Below are 19,046 nucleotides of genomic sequence, written 5' to 3' on the forward strand. Positions count from 1 at the left end.
GGTTTCATCTAGCTGAAATGGGGGTGGTCCGACCGGCGGCGTGAAGACACCATGACCTTTGGGATATGGTGTTGCCGTGAAGTGGTGCATTACTTTGCTACCACACCTGCCCACGCATCCTCCAGGGATCTGACGATGTCGCACCATACCTTCCTGCCCGGCCGTCGCAGCGGACTCTGCGCTGCCGCGTTGCTGCTCTCCACGTCCGTGCTGCTGAGCGGCTGCGCCGCCGGCCCCAACAACGAGGCCAAGGCCGCCGAGACCAAGGACGAGAAGAAGGTCGACGCCGTACCGGTGGAAGTGGCGGTGGCCACCCATCGCGCGGTGGCGGCCAGCTACACCGGCACCGCCGCGCTGGAACCGCGTGCCGAATCGCAGGTGGTGGCCAAGACCTCGGGCGTGGCGCTGGCGGTGCTGGTCGAAGAGGGCCAGCGGGTCAGTGCCGGGCAGCCGCTGGTGCGGCTGGACCCGGACCGCGCGCGTCTGGCGGTGGCACAGAGCGAAGCGCAGATGCGCAAGCTGGAGAACAACTACCAGCGTGCGCAGAAGCTGGTGGGCCAGCAGATGGTCAGCGCCGCCGATGTCGACCAGCTGCGTTACGACCTGGAGAACATGCGCGCACAGTACCGCCTGGCGACGCTGGAGCTGTCCTACACCACGGTGGTCGCACCGATCTCCGGGGTGATCGCCTCGCGGTCGATCAAGACCGGCAATTTCGTGCAGATCAACACGCCGATCTTCCGCATCGTCGACAACTCGCGCCTGGAGGCCACGCTCAACGTGCCCGAACGCGAGCTGGCCACGCTGCGGGCGGGCCAGCCGGTGACCCTGTCGGCTGATGCGCTGCCGGGCCAGAGCTTCACCGGCACCGTCGACCGCATCGCACCGGTGGTGGATTCGGGCAGCGGCACGTTCCGTGTCGTCAGTGCCTTCGACGGCGCCGCGCAGGCGCTGCAGCCGGGCATGTTCGGGCGCATCCGCATCGATTACGACCAGCGCGCCGACGCGCTGGTGGTGCCACGCCTGGCGCTGCTGGACGACGGCGAGCCGGCCGTGTTCCGCGTGCGCGAAGGCAAGGTGGCGCGCGTGCCGGTCAAGCTCGGCTACGCCGAGGGACCGTGGGTGGAAATCCGCGAGGGCCTGGCGGCCGGCGATCAGATCGTCACCGCCGGCAAGGTCGCGCTGCGTGATGGCACTGCGGTGCAGGTGATCGCCGATCCGAAGGCCAAGGCGAAGACGGTCGCAGCGGCCGCCAAGCCGGCAGACAAGGCCGGGAGCAAGCAATGACCGCCCCGGGCCACGACCACGGTGCCTCGCCGGCGAGCGACGGCGCCGCAGCCGGCATGCGCGGGGGCCTGGTGGAGTTCGCGACCCGCCGCCGCGTGACCATCGCCATGTGCACGGTCACCCTGCTGCTGTTCGGCGTGATCGCACTGGGCAATCTCAAGGTCAATCTGCTGCCGGACCTGAGCTACCCGACGCTGACCGTGCGCACCGAGTACACCGGTGCGGCACCCACCGAAATCGAAACCCTGATCACCCAGCCGGTCGAAGAGGCCGTGGGCGTGGTCAAGAACCTGCGCAAGCTGAAGTCGGTGTCGCGCACCGGGCAGAGCGACGTCGTGCTCGAGTTCGCGTGGGGCACCAACATGGACCAGGCCAGCCTGGAAGTGCGCGACAAGATGGAGGCCCTGAACCTGCCCCTGGAAGCCAAGGCCCCGGTGCTGCTGCGCTTCAATCCGTCCACCGAGCCGATCATGCGGCTGGTGCTGTCGACCAAGGCGGCGCCGGCCACCGACGAGGAAGCAATCCGCGAACTGACCGGCCTGCGCCGCTATGCCGACGAAGACCTGAAGAAAAAGTTGGAGCCGGTCACCGGCGTTGCGGCGGTCAAGGTCGGCGGTGGTCTGGAAGACGAAATCCAGGTCGACATCGACCAGCAGAAGCTGGCCCAGCTCAACCTGCCGATCGACACGGTCATCAAGCGGTTGAAGGAAGAGAACATCAACATTTCCGGTGGGCGCCTGGAGGAGGGCTCGCAGCGCTTCCTGGTGCGCACCGTCAACCAGTTCGCCGATCTGGAAGAGATCCGCAACCTGCTGGTCACCACCCAGTCCGCCAATGGCAGCGCGGCCGACTCGGCGCTGCAGCAGATGTTCAACATCGCTGCCTCGACCGGTTCGGCAGCGGCGGTTGCTGCGGCGTCGGCCGCACAGAGCGCATCGGCAAGCGGTGGCTCCAGCGTGGTCGCCAATGGCGTGCCGGTGCGGTTGAAGGACGTGGCCAGCGTGCGCCAGGGCTACAAGGAACGCGAAGCGGTGATCCGCCTGGGCGGCAGGGAATCGGTCGAACTGGCGATCTACAAGGAAGGCGATGCCAACACCGTTGCCACCGCCGATGCGCTGCGCAAGCGCCTGGAGCAGATCAAGGCGACCTTCCCGGCCGATGCCGAACTGACCACCATCGAAGACCAGTCACGCTTCATCGAGCACGCCATCGCTGACGTCAAGAAGGACGCGGTGATCGGCGGTCTGCTGGCGATCCTGATCATCTTCCTGTTCCTGCGCGATGGCTGGAGCACGTTCGTGATCAGCCTGTCGCTGCCGGTCTCGATCATCGCCACGTTCTTCTTCATGGGGCAGCTCGGCCTCAGTCTGAACGTGATGTCGCTGGGCGGCCTGGCGCTCGCCACCGGCCTGGTGGTGGACGATTCGATCGTGGTGCTGGAAAGCATCGCCAAGGCGCGTGAGCGCGGCCTGGGCATCCTGCAGGCGGCCATCGCCGGGACCCGGGAAGTGAGCATGGCGGTGGTCGCCTCGACCCTGACCACCATCGCCGTATTCCTGCCGCTGGTGTTCGTCGACGGCATCGCCGGGCAGTTGTTCCGCGACCAGGCCCTGACCGTGGCGATCGCCATCGCGATCTCGCTGCTGGTGTCGATGACCCTGATTCCGATGCTGAGCTCGCTGAAGGGACGGCCGCCGCTGGCCTTCCCGGAAGAAGCCGCCGCCGGACCGTGGCAGCCGCAGAGCCGCTGGCAGAAGCCGGTCGCGCTGGGCCGCCGTGGCGTCGTCGCCACCGCGCGCTGGAGCTTCTTTGCCCTGGCCTGGCTGGTGGTGCGCGTATGGCGCGGTGTGGTGGCCGTGGTCGGCCCGGTGATGCGCAAGGCCAGCGACATCGCGATGAAGCCCTATGCAGGTGCCGAGCGCGGCTACCTGCGGCTGCTGCCCAGCGCACTGGCCCATCCGGGCAAGGTGCTGGGCCTGGCCGCGCTGGCCTTCGCGGCCACCATGGCGATGGTGCCGATGCTCGGTGCCGACCTGATCCCGCAGCTGGCGCAGGACCGTTTCGAGATGACGGTGAAGCTGCCGGCCGGCACCCCGCTGAAGCAGACCGATGCGCTGGTGCGCGAGCTGCAGCTGGCCCATGGCAACGGCGAAGGCGTGGCCTCGCTGTACGGGGTCAGTGGCAGTGGTACGCGGCTGGATGCCAGCCCGACCGAGAGCGGCGAGAACATCGGCAAACTGACCGTGGTGATGGAAGGCGGCGGCAGCCCGCAGACCGAGGCGGAGATCACCGAGCGCCTGCGCGACACCATGGGCCAGCATCCCGGCGCGCAGGTGGACTTCGCACGGCCGGCATTGTTCAGCTTCTCCACGCCGCTGGAGATCGAACTGCGCGGGCAGGACATGGCGACCCTGGAAGTGGCCGGCCAGCGTCTGGCGGCGCTGCTGCGCGGCAATGCGCACTACGCCGATGTGAAGTCGACGGTCGAAGAAGGCTTCCCGGAAATCCAGATCCGCTTCGACCAGGAACGCGCCGGCGCGCTGGGCCTGACCACCCGCCAGATCGCCGATGTGGTGGTGAAGAAGGTGCGTGGCGATGTCGCCACCCGCTACAGCTTCCGCGACCGCAAGATCGACGTGCTGGTGCGCGCCCAGGAAGGCGACCGCGCCAGCGTGGAAAACATCCGACGGCTGATCGTCAATCCGGGCAGCACCCGTCCGGTCACCCTGGACGCAGTTGCCGACGTGGTGGCGACAACGGGCCCGAGCGAGATCCACCGTGCCGACCAGACCCGGGTGGCGGTGGTCTCGGCCAACCTGCGCGACATCGATCTGGGCGCGGCCATGCGCGAGGTGCAGCAGATGGTGTCCGAACAGCCGCTGGGCGCCGGCGTGGGCCTGCACATCGGCGGCCAGGGCGAGGAGCTGGCGCAGGCCGCGACGTCGCTGATCTTCGCCTTCGGCCTGGCGATCTTCCTGGTCTATCTGGTGATGGCTTCGCAGTTCGAGTCGCTGCTGCACCCGTTCGTGATCCTGTTCACCATCCCGCTGGCGCTGGTTGGCGCGATCCTGGCACTGATGCTGACCGGCAAGCCCATTTCGGTGGTGGTGTTCATCGGCCTGATCCTGCTGGTGGGCCTGGTCACCAAGAACGCGATCATCCTGATCGACAAGGTCAACCAGCTGCGCGAAGCCGGCGTGGCCAAGCATGAGGCGCTGGTAGAGGGCGCGCGCTCGCGCCTGCGGCCGATCATCATGACCACGCTGTGCACGCTGTTCGGTTTCCTGCCGCTGGCGGTGGCGATGGGCGAGGGTGCCGAGGTGCGCGCACCGATGGCGATCACCGTGATCGGCGGCCTGCTGGTGTCGACCCTGTTGACCCTGCTGGTGATCCCGGTGGTGTATGACCTGATGGATCGCCGCGGCGATGCCTATTACCGCGAACGCGGCCGCAAGCACGCCGGTGAGGGCGAGCCGCGCACCGGCAGTGCCGCCGGTGCGGAGGAACCGGCATGAGTGTTGCCGAATTCTCGATCCGGCGGCCGGTCACCACCATCATGTGTTTCGTGTCACTGGTGGTGGTGGGCCTGATCGCGTCGTTCCGCCTGCCGCTGGAGGCGCTGCCGGACATCTCCGCGCCGTTCCTGTTCGTGGAGATCCCGTATACCGGCTCGACGCCGGAGGAAGTGGAGCGCACCCTCATCCGCCCCGTGGAGGAATCGCTGGCGACGATGACCGGGATCAAGCGCATGCGTTCGTCGGCCACCTCCGAGGCGGCGTCGATCTTCATCGAGTTCAGCGACTGGGACCGGGATATCGCCATTGCCGCCTCCGATGCCCGCGAGCGCATCGATGCGATCCGCAGTGACCTGCCCGACGACCTGCAGCGCTACAACGTGTTCAAGTGGTCCAGCAGCGACCAGCCGGTGCTGAAGGTGCGCCTGGCCAGCACCACCGACCTGACCACCGCCTACGACATGCTCGACCGCGAGTTCAAGCGGCGCATCGAACGCATTCCGGGCGTGGCCCGCGTGCAGATCACCGGCGCGCCGCCGAACGAAGTGGAGATCGCAATCGATCCGAACCGGCTCAACGCGCATGGACTCAGCATCAATGAACTGAGCGAGCGCCTGCGCACCTTGAACTTCTCGATTTCGGCCGGGCAGATCGACGACAACGGCCAGCGCGTGCGCGTGCAGCCGGTCGGGGAAATCTCCGACCTGCAGGAGATGCGCGATCTGGTGATCAATGCCAAGGGCCTGCGCCTGGGCGACATCGCCGACGTGCGCCTGAAGCCGGCGCGGATGAACTACGGGCGTCGCCTGGACGGCAACCCGGCCGTCGGCCTGGACATCTTCAAGGAGCGCAGTGCCAACCTGGTGGATGTCTCGCGTGGAGCGCTGGCCGAGGTCGAGGCGATCCGGGCCCAGGCATCGATGCGTGACGTGCAGATCAAGGTGATCGACAACCAGGGCAAGGCGGTGACGTCCTCGCTGCTGGAACTGGCCGAGGCCGGTGCGGTCGGCCTGATCCTGTCGGTGACCGTGCTGTTCTTCTTCCTGCGCCATTGGCCCTCCACGCTGATGGTGACCCTGGCCATCCCGATCTGCTTCACCATCACCCTGGGCTTCATGTACTTCGCCGGGGTGACGCTGAACATCCTGACCATGATGGGCCTGCTGCTGGCGGTGGGCATGCTGGTGGACAACGCGGTGGTGGTGGTGGAGAGCATCTACCAGGAGCGCGAACGGATGCCGGACCAGCCGCGGCTGGCCTCGATCATCGGCACCCGCAACGTGGCCATCGCGCTCAGCGCCGGCACCCTGTGCCACTGCATCGTGTTCGTGCCGAACCTGTTCGGCGAGACCAACAACATCAGCATCTTCATGGCGCAGATCGCGATCACCATCTCGGTCTCGCTGCTGGCCTCGTGGCTGGTGGCGGTCAGCCTGATCCCGATGCTGTCCGCGCGCATGGCCACGCCCAAGCTGGTGCACTCGCAGACCGGCGTGATCGCGCGGCTGCAGCGCCGTTACGCCACGCTGCTGGACTGGTCGCTGCACCATCGCGGCTGGAGCCTGCTGGGCATCCTGCTGGTGGTGCTGGTCAGCCTGGTGCCGATGAAGCTGACCAAGGTCGACATGTTCGGCGGCGACGGTGGCAAGGACATCTTCATCGGCTACATGTGGAAGGGGGCCTACACCTACCGGCAGATGTCCGAGGAAGTGGCACGCGTGGAAGCATGGATCGAGCAGAACCGCGAGCGCCTGCACGTGCAGCAGGTCTATTCCTGGTACAGCGAACAGGAAGGCAGTTCCACCGTGGTCACGCTGGATGAGAAATACGCCAAGGACATCAAGGCGCTGCAGGAAGAGCTGCGCAAGGGCCTGCCGAAATCGGCCCGTACCGACTATTTCGTCGGCAACCAGGGCGGCGACGGCGGTGGCAGCAACCAGGGCGTGCAGGTGCAGCTGGTCGGCGATTCCAGCACGATGCTGCAGGAGATCGGTGAAGAAGTCGTGCCGCTGCTGGCGCAGCGCCCGGAGCTGCGCGACGTGCGCATCGACAACGGCGAGAAGGGCGGCGAGCTCAAGGTACATGTGGATCGCGAGCGCGCCGCTGCCTTCGGCTTCAATGCCGAGCAGGTCGCCAGCTTCGTCGGCCTGGCCCTGCGTGGCGCGCCGATGCGCGAATTCCGCCGTGGCGACAACGAGGTGCCGGTGTGGTTGCGCTTCGCCGGGGCCGAGCAGAGCAGCCCGGAGGACCTGGCGGGCTTCAGCGTGCGCACCGGAGATGGCCGCAGCGTGCCGCTGCTGAGCCTGGTCAGCGTGGATGTCGGTTCATCGGCAACGCAGATCGGTCGCACCAACCGGCAGACCACCCTGACCATCAAGGCCAACCTGGCCGAGAAGATCACCACGCCGGACGGGCGCAAGGCGATCGAATCGGTGCTCAAGCCGATGAACTTCCCGGCCGGCTACGGCTTCACCTTCGACGGTGGCGACTTCGGCAACGACGACGATGCGATGCAGCAGATGGTGTTCAACCTGCTGATCGCGCTGGTGATGATCTACGTGGTGATGGCGGCGGTGTTCGAGTCGCTGCTGTTCCCGGCGGCGATCATGAGCGGCGTGCTGTTCTCGATCTTCGGCGTGTTCTGGCTGTTCTGGATCACCGGTACGTCGTTCGGGATCATGTCCTTCATCGGCATCCTGGTGCTGATGGGCGTGGTGGTGAACAACGGCATCGTGATGATCGAGCACATCAACAACCTGCGCCGCAGCGGCATGGGCCGTACCCAGGCGCTGGTGGAAGGCTCACGCGAACGCCTGCGCCCGATCATGATGACCATGGGCACGGCGATCCTGGCGATGGTGCCGATCTCGCTGACCAGTACGCAGATGTTCGGCAACGGCCCCGAATACGCGCCGATGGCGCGCGCCATTGCCGGTGGCCTGGCGTTCTCGACGGTGGTCAGCCTGCTGTTCCTGCCGACCATCTATGCCGTGCTGGATGACCTTCGCAGTGCCGTGACGCGGCTGATCCAGCGCGCGCGCGGGCGTGATGTGGCCGAAGGCAGCGTCACCCGGGCCTAGCGCTGGGCGCAAACGGGGTGTGGTGTGGGGGGAGACCGGTCGTAGTGGGGCGGTCTCCCCCCTTTTTCTTGCCTTCGGGTGGATCAGGCCTTGCGCAGGAACCAGGTCCGGCGCGTGTACTCGTGGCCGAAATCCACCTGTCCGAACCGAGCGATCTCACGTTGGCCGCGCCTGTAATAGCGCCAGGGCGCCTTGGCCAGCGGAGGGGTCTGCCCATAGAAGACATCCATGTGGCCCACGGGCATCGACTTCGGAGTCACATGCATGACCACGCTGCGACGAGTTCCGGAAGAGGGATGCGGGGCGCCACCGTGGAACAGCTGCGGATGCCAGACGATCACGTCGCCCGGCTGTACGTGCACCGCCTGCGGTTGCAGGCCAGCGTCTTCGCACTGACGCGCCACCTCATCCTGATAGGCTGTCCAGCCTTCCGGCGACATGGCGCTGACCGGGCCGTCGCCGAAGACCTTGCGCCGCAGCGACTGTACATCGATGGGGGGCAGCAAGTGGCTCCCCGGGACCACGCGCAGTGGACCATTGCTGTCATCCACCGCATCCAGCGCGGTCCACACGCCCATGTAGCGCTCGCCCGGGGACGTGCAGAACACCGGCGTATCGCGGTGCAACGACTGTTCCGATCCGCGCTCGTAGTAGAGGCTGGTGTAGAGCGTGGTGGGTTCGCCGAGGAAGCGATCGCAGACGTCTATGGCCGGATTGTCGGTGAGCAGGCGGGTCATCGCATCCACCGCCAGATGCAGGTTGACGACCCGATACATGCGCTTGTGATCATCCAGGTTGCGCGACACCGCCTTTGGATTGCGCTGCTTGAAGCGCGCGATGCGCTCGTTGATGTCCTGGACCAGTGCGGGTGCGATAGCCTGGCGCACCACCACGAAACCATCGCGCATCAGCGCATTGTATGCATCCATTGGAGTGTTCCTTCCCTAAACGACGAGTATAGCCATGCATGGCGGGACGTCAGCCCGCCACCTTGCCCCACACCTTGCCGGCGGTCAGCCACAGGCCCAGCATGCTGCCGAGGTTGGTCAGCATGAAGGTCAGCACCACCCGGGTGACGCGGTTGCGATACCAGCCCTTCAGGCTCTGCGCATCGTCGCGCAGCTTCAGGAAATCCTCGTACGCGGGCTTGCGCAGGCGGGCTTCCACCAGCGCCGAGAACGCGCCGGTCGGAATGCTCAGGCGGAACGGCTTGAACGGCGCCACCGCGATGGCGGTAAGGATGCTCAGCGGATGGCTGCCGGCCAGCAGGCAGCCCAGCCCGGCGAGACCGCCGGTGTACATCGCCCAGGTTGCCAGCAGTTCGGTGCCCACGCCCAGCCCGCCACGATAGAAGCCAACGGCGATGCCGGTGATCACGATGGCCAGGATGCCCAGCGTGAACCAGGGGATGTTGCGCTTCTTCGGCACCGCCTCCAGCTGCTCACGCAGCGGGGCAGGGGCCTCGGTATCGGTTTCCAGATAGCGCGCCAGGCCTGCCAGATGGCCGGCACCGACCACGGCCAGCACGTCGCGCTGCCGGGGGTCATGCGCTTCGCGCAGGCGCGTGGCCATGTAGCGGTCGCGCTCGCCGATGATGGTTTCGTACAGCGCCGGGCTCTCGCTGGCGAACTCGCCGAAGCTCGATTCGAGCATGTCGCCCTGTTTCAGTTTCTCGATCTCGTCCTCGCCCACGTCTTCGGACGAGAACAGGCCGGCGCCCAGGCCCGCCACCAGCTTCAGCTTGCCGAAGAAGCCCAGCCGCTGCGACGCACGGCGGAAGGTCAGGCCGACTTCGCGGTCGATCAGGTGCACCGGCAGGCTGCGCTCGCGCGCCAGGTCCACCGCGCGCTTCAGCTCGGCACCCGGCTCGATGCCCAGCTGTTCGGCCAGCCGGCGCTGGTAGGCCGACAGGGCCAGGTTGGCGGCGAACAGCGCCACACGGCCCTTGCGGATCACTTCCACCAGATCCAGTTTGGCCAGCGTGTCTGGGTCGCTCAGTGCCTGCAGGCGCTGCGGGTCCAGCTCGACGGCGACGGCATCGAAGCGGCCGCTGTCGATGGCCTTTTCAACGGCCTCGACGCTGGCATGTGAGACGTGGGCGGTGCCCAGCAGGGTGTAGCGCACGCCATCGCGTTCGACGACGCGCACCGGCTGGCCGGCGAACAGGTCGTCGCCGGTTTCGGGAAGGGTTTCGGTCATGGAATCATTCATTGGAAGGGGCGGTATCGGCACCATCGCCGAGCGCGCGCTGCATCTGCACCGTATCCAGCCAGCGGCCGTGCTTGCGGCCGAGGCCGCGGAACACGCCGACCAGCGCGAAGCCGAAGCGTTCGTGCAGCCTGATCGAGGCGGTATTGGTCGGCTCGCCGATCACCGCCACCATCTGCCGGTAGCCGCGTGCGGTACAGGCGTCGATCAACGCCTGCAGCAGGCCGGTGCCCACACCCTTGCCCTGGAAGGCGGCATCGACGTAGACCGAGTTCTCCACGGTCCACTGGTAGGCCACGCGGGTACGGTAGGTGTTGGCATACGCATAGCCGGCCACCTGGCCGTCCACCTCGGCCACCAGATACGGGAACCCCCGGTCGATGATGTCGCGCATGCGGCGCAGCATCTCGGTCGCGTCCGGGATGTCGTACTCGTAGGTGTTGACGAAATCGGTCACTTCCACCGCGTAGATCGCGGTGATCGCGGCGATGTCGGCCGGTCCGGCATCACGGATGAGTACGCCCATGGACAGGTTCCCGGTCAGTCGATGTAGCGCTTGAGCAGGTCGCCGTACGCATCGATGCGACGATCACGCAGGAACGGCCAGATGCGGCGAACATGCTCGCTGCGCTGCAGGTCGACCTCGCACAGCAGCACGGTGGCATCGGTGCCGGCTTCGGCCAGGAATTCACCCTGCGGGCCGAGCACGTGGCTGTTGCCCCAGAACTGGATGCCCGAGGCACCCAGCGGCGAGGCTTCGTGGCCGACACGGTTGCAGCTCAGCACCGGCACGCCATTGGCCACGGCATGGCCGCGGTGGCTCAGCACCCAGGCGTCGCGCTGGCGGGTCTTCTCGTCCTGCACGTCGTCCGGATCCCAGCCGATCGCGGTGGGGTACAGCAGCAGTTCGGCGCCGGCCAGCGCCATCAGGCGCGCCGCTTCCGGATACCACTGGTCCCAGCACACCAGCACGCCGAGGCGGCCGACCGAGGTGTCGATCGGTGTGAAGCCGATGTCGCCCGGGGTGAAGTAGAACTTCTCGTAGAAGCCCGGATCGTCCGGGATGTGCATCTTGCGGTACTTGCCCAGCAGGGTACCGTCCTTCTCGAACACCACGGCGGTGTTGTGGTACAGGCCGGCGGCGCGGCGCTCGAACAACGAGCCGACCAGCACCACGCCATGCTTCCTGGCCAGCGCGCCCAGGCGCTCGGTGCTCGGGCCCGGGATCGGTTCGGCCAGGTCGAACTCATCGACCGACTCGTGCTGGCAGAAGTACGGCCCGTTGTGCAGTTCCTGCAGCAGCACCAGTTTCGCGCCCTGCGCAGCCGCCTCGGCCACGCGTGCTTCGATCACCGCCAGGTTGGCGGCGGCGTCACCGTGGTTGCGCTCCTGGACCAGGGCGACGGTAAGGGGGCTGCGCGAGTTCATGCGGGGCGTTCCTGCGGGGGAAAACCCGCATGTTAGCGCGGATGGGCGGCGACGGCGTGTCGCGCGCTGAATGGTGCATGCAGCCGGTAGCGCCGGGCCATGCCCGGCGATTTTCCAGATGCCGCTGCGCTCGCCGGGCATGGCCCGGCGCTACCGCGCGATTTACGCCTTCAACAGCCCTTCGGGCAGCTGCATGGTGATGCAGTGCAGGCTGCCGTTCTGCCAGATCAGCGAGCGGCAGGGCACCTGCACGATCTCGCGGCCCGGGTACGCCTGCGCCAGCACGTCGCGGGCCAGGTCATCGGCAGGGTCGCCATAGGCCGGAATCAGCACCGCACCGTTGATGATCAGGTAGTTGGCGTACGACGCGGCCAGGCGGCGGCCCTCATCGATCACCGGCCGCGCCCACGGCAGCGGGAACAGGCGGTACGGCTGGCCATCCCTGGTGCGCAGCGCGGCCAGTTCGTTGCCCATCGCCTGCAGCTCGGCATGATGCGAGTCGCTCTCGTCGTCGCAGGCCTGGTAGACGATGCTGTCGGCCGGGGCGAAGCGGGCGAGGGTATCGATGTGGGCGTCGGTGTCGTCGCCCTCGAGGTAGCCATGGTCCAGCCACAGCACGCGGTCCTGCTGCAGCCAGTCGGCCAGGTCGGCGCTGAGGCTGGCGCGGTCGCGGTCCGGGTGGCGTTCGTGCAGGCACTTCCAGGTGGTCAGCAGGGTGCCTTCACCATCGGTCTCGATGCCGCCGCCTTCCAGTGCGAACGGAATGCTGCGCACCGGCGCGTCGTTGAATACGCCGGCCTGGTCCAGCACGCCCACCAGCTGGTCATCCCGGCTGGCCTCGAACTTGCCGCCCCAGCCGGTGAAGCGGAAATCCAGCAGCTGGAAGCCGCCATCGGCGCGGCGCAGGGTGATCGGGCCCGAGTCGCGCAGCCAGGTGTCATCGTAGGCGGCGGTGGTGAAGTGGACCTTGTCCATGTCGATGCGGTTGGAGCGCAGCCGCATCTCGGCGTAGGTCTCCACGTCATCGTCGGACACGCAGATCAGCACCGGCTGGAAGCGGGTGATGGCCGCGACCAGCGCGATGTAGGTCTCTTCCACCTGGCCCAGGCGGTCAGCCCAGTCGGTGTCGGCGGTGGGCCAGGCAATCAGGACGCCGCTCTGGGCTTCCCACTCGGCAGGAAAACGAAGGGTCTGGTTCATGGTCTCGCTACACAGGCCCGCCCAGGGCGGGTAAAGGGATCAACGGATCGGCGGCTTCGGGCCGATTTCGTTCGGGTCCGCCTGGTTGGCCACCACGTCGATCACCTTCTGCTTCTCGAAGTAGACGGTGAACTGCGGATAGACCCAGCGGTTGATGGTCGGCCATTGCCGCTTCTGCCCGCCACGCGGCTGCAGCTGCTCGCTCGGCGCGCCGAACTGCGCCTGCACCTGCTGCATGCTCTGGCCGCGCACGGGCAGGGCACCGGCCGGCTTCTCGCGGGCACGGTCGACAAGCAGGGTGTCGGCCAGCGCCGGCGTAGCGGCGGCCAGGGTGGCCAGTACGGCCAGGGTGGACAGGTAACGCTTCATCTCGATCTACTCCCCAGTGGTCAAGAACGGCGATTACAGCAAAAACGGCGGAAAAAAAAAGCCGCATAAACAAAAAACCGCCCGAAGGCGGCTTTTTGCATCGGGTCGGCCCCGCGTGGGGCCAGCCGGGGCCGCGAAGGCCGTTCGGCTCAGCGCTGACGCGCCTTGAAACGCGGGTTCGACTTGCAGATGACGAAGATCTTGCCACGACGACGCACGACCTTGCAGTCACGGTGACGGGCCTTCGCCGACTTCAGGGAGGACAGGACTTTCATGGCATACCTCGGCGTAAACAGTAGTTGTTCGGGTGGAGCGTGGCCGCGATATGCGAAAGACAATCGGCAGTTGACGCTCGTTCAAGCCCGCCATTCTACCGGGCTTTTCCTCATGGTTTCAAGTGGTTGCACAAAAGCCCCGTCGCGGGGTCTCCGGCAGGGGCTAGAATGGCCCCTTCACACGCGCAAGGACCCCCATGAATCCACTCGTTCCCGTCCTGACCATCGATGGCCCGTCCGGGGCTGGCAAGGGTACCATCAGCCGCATCGTGGCGCGCCGGTTGGGCTGGCACTACCTGGATTCAGGCGCCCTGTACCGCGCCGTCGGCGTGGCCGCCAGCTGGGCCGACATCGACACCTCCGATGCCTCGGCGCTGGTGCGCTGCACCTTCGACACCCATGTCCAGTTCGTGGAGCAGGGCGAGAGCATGCGGGTCATGGTCAATGGCAGCGACGCCACCGACGAGCTGCGCCTGGAGACCACCGGGGCCCTGGCCTCGGCCATTGCCGCCATCCCTGAGGTCCGGGCCGCCCTGAAGGAGCGCCAGCGCGCATTCAGGATGGCTCCGGGGCTGGTCGCCGACGGTCGTGACATGGGCACGGTGATCTTCCCGGACGCCCCCTACAAGGTGTTTCTGACCGCCAGTGCCGAGGAGCGCGCCGAGCGCCGGCATAAGCAGTTGAAAGACAAGGGGGTTTCTGTTAACTTTGATGACCTCCTGCGCGAGATCATGGCCCGCGACGCCCGTGATGCCCAGCGTACCGTGGCGCCCCTGAAGCCGGCAGACGATGCCGTCCTCATCGACACCACAGGCATCGGCATTGATGATGTCGTTGCCAGAGTGATGGATCTGCTTCCGGTTCCGGCTGCCTGATCCGTTCGCGCGGGAGCACTGCCAGCAGCATCGGTGGTGGTCGCGCACTGCAGTGCTGTACAAGCTCCGTCGCGCAATGATGCGTGGCGGTTTTCCTACTACACACGACCTGCGTTTCCGGGGTCGACCAACAGGCGGGCGGTCGCCATTCCCCTGAAGGGGACGCCACCGACCCATGTGTCCAACAGAGTAAATCTAATGACCGAATCATTTGCCGAACTGTTTGAAGCCAGCCAGGCCAACCTGGCCAAGCTGAAGCCGGGCGCCATCGTCAGCGGTACCGTTGTTGAGGTCCGCGGCGACGTCGTGGTGATCAACGCTGGCCTGAAGTCCGAAGGCATCGTGCCGATCGAACAGTTCCGTAACGACGCTGGCGAAATCGACGTCGCCGAAGGCGACATCGTCAAGGTCGCCCTCGACTCGATCGAGAACGGCTTCGGCGAAACCGTCCTGTCGCGCGAGAAGGCCAAGCGCGCGATGGTGTGGGACGAGCTGGAAGAAGCGTTGGAAAAGAACGAAACCATCACCGGCCGCATCAGCGGCAAGGTCAAGGGTGGTTTCACCGTGGACATCAAGGATGTCCGCGCGTTCCTGCCGGGTTCCCTGGTCGATGTGCGCCCGGTGCGCGATCCGGCCTACCTGGAAGGCAAGGAGCTGGAATTCAAGCTCATCAAGCTGGACCGCAAGCGTAACAACGTCGTGGTTTCGCGCCGCGCTGTCGTCGAAAGCGAGCACTCGGAAGAGCGCGAGCAGCTGATGGACAAGCTGCAGGAAGGTGCGATCCTGAAGGGTGTCGTCAAGAACCTGACCGACTACGGCGCGTTCGTGGACCTGGGTGGCATCGACGGCCTGCTGCACATCACCGACATGGCATGGAAGCGCGTGCGCCATCCGTCCGAAGTCGTGAACGTCGGCGACGAGCTGGACGTGCGCGTGCTGAAGTTCGACCGCGAGCGCAACCGCGTTTCGCTGGGCCTGAAGCAGCTGGGCGAAGATCCGTGGGACAACATCGCCCGCCGTTACCCGGCCAACAGCCGCGTGTTCGGCAAGGTCTCCAACGTCACCGATTACGGCGCGTTCGTCGAGATCGAGCCGGGCGTCGAAGGCCTGGTGCACGTGTCCGAGATGGACTGGACCAACAAGAACGTCAACCCGTCCAAGGTTGTGCAGGTCGGTGACGAAGTCGAAGTGATGGTGCTGGACGTCGATGAAGAGCGTCGCCGCATCTCGCTGGGCATGAAGCAGGTTGCCGCCAATCCGTGGGAAACCTTCGCTGCCACCCACAAGAAGGGTGACAAGGTGTCCGGTCAGATCAAGTCGATCACCGACTTCGGCATCTTCATCGGCCTGGACGGCGGCATCGACGGCCTGGTTCACCTGTCCGACATCAGCTGGGCGACCACTGGCGAAGACATCGTTCGCAACTTCAAGAAGGGCGACACCCTGGACGCCGTTGTCCTGGCTGTCGATCCGGAGCGTGAGCGCATCTCGCTGGGCGTCAAGCAGCTGGAGCAGGATCCGTTCGGCCAGTACATGGCGGCCAATCCGAAGGGCTCCAAGGTCGAAGGCGTGGTGAAGGAAGTCGACGCCAAGGGCGCGATCATCGAACTGGCCGACGGCATCGAAGGCTACGTTTCGGCACGCGACATCGCCAACGAGCGTGTCGACGACGCGACCCAGCACCTGAAGGTCGGCGACAAGGTCGAAGCCAAGTTCGTGGGCATGGACCGCAAGGGCCGTACCCTGCAGCTGTCGATCAAGGCCAAGGACGACGCGGAAATGCGCGAAGTGCTGGAGGAATACCAGTCTGCTTCGGGCGGCACCACCCAGCTGGGCGCGCTGCTGCGTGCACAGCTGAACGGTAACAAGTCCGAGTAATCGGATCCGCTGTTCGTTGTTTCCTGGACGGCCCGGGCATTGCCCGGGCCGTTTCAGGCTGAGATGCCCCTGATGTGAGCCGGTAATGACCAAATCCGAACTGATCGAAATCCTTGCGCGCCGGCAGGCGCACCTGAAGGCCGATGATGTCGATCTGGCGGTCAAGTCATTGCTGGAAATGATGGGGGGATCGCTTTCGGCCGGGGATCGCATCGAGATCCGTGGCTTTGGCAGCTTCTCGCTGCACTACCGTCCGCCGCGCCTGGGTCGCAACCCGAAGACCGGCGAATCGGTTGCCCTGCCGGGCAAGCACGTCCCTCATTTCAAGCCGGGCAAGGAACTGCGCGAGCGGGTCAGCAGCGTGCTGCCGCTGGACGCCGATCCGGCCTGAGGCCTGCCGTCGCGCGACGGCGTGCGAATCCCATCGCGAGTCGGATAAGCTACGGTCTCCCGCCCCTGGAGCTGTCGCATGAAGATGTTTCGTCTGCTGGTCCTGCTGGCGGTTCTCATCCTTGGCCTGATCATCGGCGCGGTCAACATGACCGACATGTCGATCAACCTGCTGTTTACCCAATTGAATACGTCCGTCGGCGTGGCGCTGATTGCCGCCCTGCTGATCGGCGTCGTGGTCGGTGCCGGCCTGGTGCTGGTGAGTGTGGTCATTCCGCTCTACAGCCAGCTGCGCCGGGCCAACAAGACCGTTGCCGCGGGTGCGGCGCCGGTGTCTTCCCCCCAATCTTTTGATGGACGCTGATCGAAGATGGATTTCGTCACCGAGTGGTTCTGGTTCTTCCTGTTCGTCCCGTTGGCTGCCGTGGCCGGGTGGGTGATCGGACGTCGCGGCGGGCAGCGTCACGGCGACAACCAGGTCAGCCGCCTGTCCAGCACCTATTTCCGTGGCCTGAACTACCTGCTCAACGAGCAGCCGGACAAAGCGATCGAGCTGTTCCTGCACATCGCCGAGCTGGACAAGGAAACCTTCGAGACCCAGGTCGCGCTGGGCCACCTGTTCCGCCGTCGCGGTGAGGTCGACCGCGCGATCCGCCTGCACCAGGGCCTGGTCAACCGCCACGACCTGAGCGATGCACAACGCGTGCAGGCGCTGCTGGCGCTGGGCGAGGACTACATGAAGTCCGGCCTGCTGGACCGCGCCGAAACGGTGTTCACCGAACTGGCGCAGCTGGACCAGCGCGCACCGCAGGCGCTCAAGCACCTGATCGGCATCTACCAGGCCGAGCGCGACTGGGAAAAGGCGATCGACAACGCGACCCGTTTCGAAGACGTCACCGGCGAGCCGATGGGCAAGCTGATCGGCCAGTTCGAATGTGAACTGGCCGAGCGTTTCCGCGGCGCCGGCAAGCTGGAGGAGGCGAGGGCGGCGATCGCCCGTGCCTACCAGGCCGATGCCATGTCGGTGCGCGCCGGCATCATCGAGGGTCGCTTGGAGACCGATGCGGGCAATGCCGAAGCGGCCGTGCGCGCGTTCGAGCGTGCGGCGCGCAATGATCCGGAATACCTGCCGGAACTGCTGCCGGCGCTGATGGAGAACTACCGCAAGGTCGGGGATCTGGGCGGCGCGCGCGCCTTCCTGTCGGAAATGACCGAGCACTACCGCGGCATCGCCCCGGTGCTGGCCCTGACCCATCTGATGGAAGAGCAGGAGGGTGTGGCGCCGGCCCGGGCCTATCTGGGGCGCCAGCTCAAGGACCGTCCGTCGGTGCGCGGCGAGTCGGCGTTGATCGACCTGACCCTGGCCGAGGGCGCCGATTCCACCGCGACACTGCACGACCTCAAGCACATCACCGATCAGCTGCTGGTGCGCAACCCGGCCTACCGCTGCACCCGCTGCGGGTTCGGCGCGCGCACCCACCACTGGCAGTGCCCCAGCTGCAAGGAGTGGGGGACGGTCAAGCCGCTGCTGAACTACGCGGTGCTCTGATCCATGCCGTGGCTTGTGATGGCGGCGCTGTTGGGCCTGGCCCTGCTGAGTGCCGCATTGACCTGGGCGGCGCGCGGGTATGCCCTCCGCCGCCAGTTGATGGACCAGCCCGGCGAGCGCCGCAGCCATAGCGTGGCAACCCCGCGCGGTGGCGGCATCGCCATCGTGGCGACCCTGCTGGTGGCCCTTGCGGCGGCTGCGATGGTCTGGCCGGTCGCCGCGCCCAGCCTGCTGGTCACGGGCCTCGGCCTGGCACTGGTGGCGGGGATCGGCTGGTGGGACGATCACCGGCCGCTGCCGGCCCTGCGCCGCCTGCTGGTGCACATGGTGGCGGCCGCCCTGCTGGCCGCGCTGGTCAAGATCCACGGCGGCAGCTGGCTGCTGACGCTGCTGGTGTGGTTCTTCACCGCCTCGCTGATCAACATCTGGAACTTCATGGATGGGATCAACGGCATTGCCAGCAGCCAGGCCGTGATCGTCGCGCTCGGCTTCGCGCTGGTGCTGCCCTCGCCGTATTCGCTGGCTGCGATCGTGCTGGGGCTGGCCTGCCTGGGTTTCCTGCCGTTCAATTTCCCGCGGGCCCGCATCTTCATGGGTGATGTCGGCAGTGGCGCGCTCGGCTATGCCGTGGCCGTCGTGCTCGCCATCGCCGCGCTGAAGACCGACATCCACTGGATGCTGCTGTTGTTGCCGCTGTCCGCATTCCTTGTGGACGCGGGCTTCACACTGCTGGCGCGCATGCTTTCGGGGCAACGCTGGATGGAGCCCCACACCCAGCACGTCTATCAGCGCGCCGTGCAGGCAGGAGCCAGCCACGCCCTGGTGACAGGGATGTACTTTGTTTTGGGCCTGTTCAGTATTACAGTGTTCAATGTCTGCTCCAACTTGCAGCCGAGGTGGGAGGCTGCCGTAGCGGTCGCGTGGTTCATTGCGCTGACCTTGCTTTGGCTCCTCCTGCGCAATGGATTGCGCCACCGATAAGGAACTACTCG

General features: G+C 66.2%; 16 protein-coding genes. 9 read left to right on the forward strand and 7 right to left on the reverse strand.

Going from position 1 to position 19,046, the window contains the following annotated elements:
- Nucleotides 1-135 precede the first annotated feature (135 nt).
- Genes Q5Z10_RS09710 through Q5Z10_RS09720 form a run of 3 tightly spaced genes read left to right on the forward strand, consistent with a single transcriptional unit; the run spans nucleotide 136 to nucleotide 7,882 of the window.
- Nucleotides 136-1,287 carry an efflux RND transporter periplasmic adaptor subunit gene (locus tag Q5Z10_RS09710; protein WP_303638876.1) on the forward strand — a complete coding sequence of 384 codons (1,152 nt, stop codon included), beginning with the start codon at nucleotides 136-138 and terminating at the stop codon, nucleotides 1,285-1,287.
- The gene (locus tag Q5Z10_RS09715) at nucleotides 1,284-4,802 is read left to right on the forward strand and encodes an efflux RND transporter permease subunit (protein ID WP_442758948.1); all 3,519 of its coding nucleotides are present in this window, start codon (nucleotides 1,284-1,286) and stop codon (nucleotides 4,800-4,802) included. Before Q5Z10_RS09710 ends, Q5Z10_RS09715 begins: the two co-directional genes overlap by 4 nt.
- Nucleotides 4,799-7,882 carry an efflux RND transporter permease subunit gene (locus Q5Z10_RS09720; RefSeq protein WP_303638877.1) on the forward strand — a complete coding sequence of 1,028 codons (3,084 nt, stop codon included), beginning with the start codon at nucleotides 4,799-4,801 and terminating at the stop codon, nucleotides 7,880-7,882. Before Q5Z10_RS09715 ends, Q5Z10_RS09720 begins: the two co-directional genes overlap by 4 nt.
- An 83-nt stretch (nucleotides 7,883-7,965) precedes the next feature.
- Here Q5Z10_RS09720 and Q5Z10_RS09725 read toward each other — a convergent pair whose 3' ends face one another.
- The 7 genes from Q5Z10_RS09725 to ykgO form a co-directional block, all read right to left on the reverse strand.
- The gene (locus tag Q5Z10_RS09725; RefSeq protein ID WP_303638878.1) at nucleotides 7,966-8,811 is read right to left on the reverse strand and encodes a phytanoyl-CoA dioxygenase family protein; all 846 of its coding nucleotides are present in this window, start codon (nucleotides 8,809-8,811) and stop codon (nucleotides 7,966-7,968) included.
- A gap of 49 nt (nucleotides 8,812-8,860) precedes the next feature.
- Complete coding sequence (locus tag Q5Z10_RS09730; RefSeq protein WP_442758949.1) at nucleotides 8,861-10,081, reverse strand: TraB/GumN family protein; 1,221 nt, start codon at nucleotides 10,079-10,081, stop codon at nucleotides 8,861-8,863.
- Nucleotides 10,082-10,085: 4 nt separating this feature from the next.
- Complete coding sequence (locus Q5Z10_RS09735) at nucleotides 10,086-10,616, reverse strand: GNAT family N-acetyltransferase (RefSeq protein ID WP_303638880.1); 531 nt, start codon at nucleotides 10,614-10,616, stop codon at nucleotides 10,086-10,088.
- A gap of 14 nt (nucleotides 10,617-10,630) precedes the next feature.
- Nucleotides 10,631-11,518: a carbon-nitrogen hydrolase gene (locus tag Q5Z10_RS09740; RefSeq protein ID WP_303638881.1), complete on the reverse strand. Its 888-nt coding sequence runs from the start codon at nucleotides 11,516-11,518 to the stop codon at nucleotides 10,631-10,633.
- A 162-nt stretch (nucleotides 11,519-11,680) separates the two neighbouring features.
- Entirely contained in the window at nucleotides 11,681-12,718 is a 1,038-nt protein-coding gene (locus tag Q5Z10_RS09745; RefSeq protein ID WP_303638882.1) for an agmatine deiminase family protein, read from the reverse strand.
- Nucleotides 12,719-12,757: 39 nt separating this feature from the next.
- Nucleotides 12,758-13,087: a hypothetical protein gene (locus tag Q5Z10_RS09750; protein ID WP_303638883.1), complete on the reverse strand. Its 330-nt coding sequence runs from the start codon at nucleotides 13,085-13,087 to the stop codon at nucleotides 12,758-12,760.
- A gap of 149 nt (nucleotides 13,088-13,236) precedes the next feature.
- Nucleotides 13,237-13,362, reverse strand: coding sequence for a type B 50S ribosomal protein L36 (ykgO, locus tag Q5Z10_RS09755; protein ID WP_005409283.1), 126 nt, complete (start codon nucleotides 13,360-13,362; stop codon nucleotides 13,237-13,239).
- Nucleotides 13,363-13,559: 197 nt separating this feature from the next.
- On the opposite strand from ykgO, the gene cmk reads away from it, so the two are divergent.
- From cmk to Q5Z10_RS09785, 6 genes are all read left to right on the forward strand, one after another.
- Nucleotides 13,560-14,237 carry a (d)CMP kinase gene (gene cmk, locus Q5Z10_RS09760; RefSeq protein ID WP_303638884.1) on the forward strand — a complete coding sequence of 226 codons (678 nt, stop codon included), beginning with the start codon at nucleotides 13,560-13,562 and terminating at the stop codon, nucleotides 14,235-14,237.
- A 198-nt stretch (nucleotides 14,238-14,435) separates the two neighbouring features.
- Nucleotides 14,436-16,115 (forward strand): 30S ribosomal protein S1, encoded by a 1,680-nt coding sequence (gene rpsA / locus Q5Z10_RS09765; RefSeq protein ID WP_303638885.1) that lies wholly within the window; start codon nucleotides 14,436-14,438, stop codon nucleotides 16,113-16,115.
- Nucleotides 16,116-16,200: 85 nt separating this feature from the next.
- Entirely contained in the window at nucleotides 16,201-16,506 is a 306-nt protein-coding gene (locus Q5Z10_RS09770) for an integration host factor subunit beta (RefSeq protein ID WP_005409286.1), read from the forward strand.
- Between the two features lie 78 nt (nucleotides 16,507-16,584).
- Nucleotides 16,585-16,869 (forward strand): lipopolysaccharide assembly protein LapA domain-containing protein, encoded by a 285-nt coding sequence (locus Q5Z10_RS09775; protein WP_303638886.1) that lies wholly within the window; start codon nucleotides 16,585-16,587, stop codon nucleotides 16,867-16,869.
- Between the two features lie 6 nt (nucleotides 16,870-16,875).
- Entirely contained in the window at nucleotides 16,876-18,054 is a 1,179-nt protein-coding gene (gene lapB / locus Q5Z10_RS09780; RefSeq protein WP_303638887.1) for a lipopolysaccharide assembly protein LapB, read from the forward strand.
- Nucleotides 18,055-18,057: 3 nt separating this feature from the next.
- Complete coding sequence (locus Q5Z10_RS09785) at nucleotides 18,058-19,035, forward strand: MraY family glycosyltransferase (protein WP_303638888.1); 978 nt, start codon at nucleotides 18,058-18,060, stop codon at nucleotides 19,033-19,035.
- Nucleotides 19,036-19,046: the final 11 nt, after the last annotated feature.

Source organism: Stenotrophomonas sp. 704A1, from assembly GCF_030549525.1.
Taxonomy (GTDB): domain Bacteria; phylum Pseudomonadota; class Gammaproteobacteria; order Xanthomonadales; family Xanthomonadaceae; genus Stenotrophomonas; species Stenotrophomonas tuberculopleuritidis.

Excerpts from the sequence above, each read along its gene's own strand:
- Q5Z10_RS09745 (WP_303638882.1), bottom strand. The coding sequence starts at position 12,718 with ATGAACCAGACCCTTCGTTTTCCTGCCGAGTGGGAAGCCCAGAGCGGC.
- ykgO (WP_005409283.1), bottom strand. The coding sequence starts at position 13,362 with ATGAAAGTCCTGTCCTCCCTGAAGTCGGCGAAGGCCCGTCACCGTGAC.
- Q5Z10_RS09740 (WP_303638881.1), bottom strand. The coding sequence starts at position 11,518 with ATGAACTCGCGCAGCCCCCTTACCGTCGCCCTGGTCCAGGAGCGCAAC.
- Q5Z10_RS09720 (WP_303638877.1), top strand. The coding sequence starts at position 4,799 with ATGAGTGTTGCCGAATTCTCGATCCGGCGGCCGGTCACCACCATCATG.
- Q5Z10_RS09775 (WP_303638886.1), top strand. The coding sequence starts at position 16,585 with ATGAAGATGTTTCGTCTGCTGGTCCTGCTGGCGGTTCTCATCCTTGGC.
- Q5Z10_RS09715 (WP_442758948.1), top strand. The coding sequence starts at position 1,284 with ATGACCGCCCCGGGCCACGACCACGGTGCCTCGCCGGCGAGCGACGGC.
- Q5Z10_RS09750 (WP_303638883.1), bottom strand. The coding sequence starts at position 13,087 with ATGAAGCGTTACCTGTCCACCCTGGCCGTACTGGCCACCCTGGCCGCC.
- Q5Z10_RS09730 (WP_442758949.1), bottom strand. The coding sequence starts at position 10,081 with ATGACCGAAACCCTTCCCGAAACCGGCGACGACCTGTTCGCCGGCCAG.
- Q5Z10_RS09770 (WP_005409286.1), top strand. The coding sequence starts at position 16,201 with ATGACCAAATCCGAACTGATCGAAATCCTTGCGCGCCGGCAGGCGCAC.
- lapB (WP_303638887.1), top strand. The coding sequence starts at position 16,876 with ATGGATTTCGTCACCGAGTGGTTCTGGTTCTTCCTGTTCGTCCCGTTG.
- Q5Z10_RS09725 (WP_303638878.1), bottom strand. The coding sequence starts at position 8,811 with ATGGATGCATACAATGCGCTGATGCGCGATGGTTTCGTGGTGGTGCGC.
- Q5Z10_RS09710 (WP_303638876.1), top strand. The coding sequence starts at position 136 with ATGTCGCACCATACCTTCCTGCCCGGCCGTCGCAGCGGACTCTGCGCT.
- rpsA (WP_303638885.1), top strand. The coding sequence starts at position 14,436 with ATGACCGAATCATTTGCCGAACTGTTTGAAGCCAGCCAGGCCAACCTG.
- cmk (WP_303638884.1), top strand. The coding sequence starts at position 13,560 with ATGAATCCACTCGTTCCCGTCCTGACCATCGATGGCCCGTCCGGGGCT.
- Q5Z10_RS09735 (WP_303638880.1), bottom strand. The coding sequence starts at position 10,616 with ATGGGCGTACTCATCCGTGATGCCGGACCGGCCGACATCGCCGCGATC.
- Q5Z10_RS09785 (WP_303638888.1), top strand. The coding sequence starts at position 18,058 with ATGCCGTGGCTTGTGATGGCGGCGCTGTTGGGCCTGGCCCTGCTGAGT.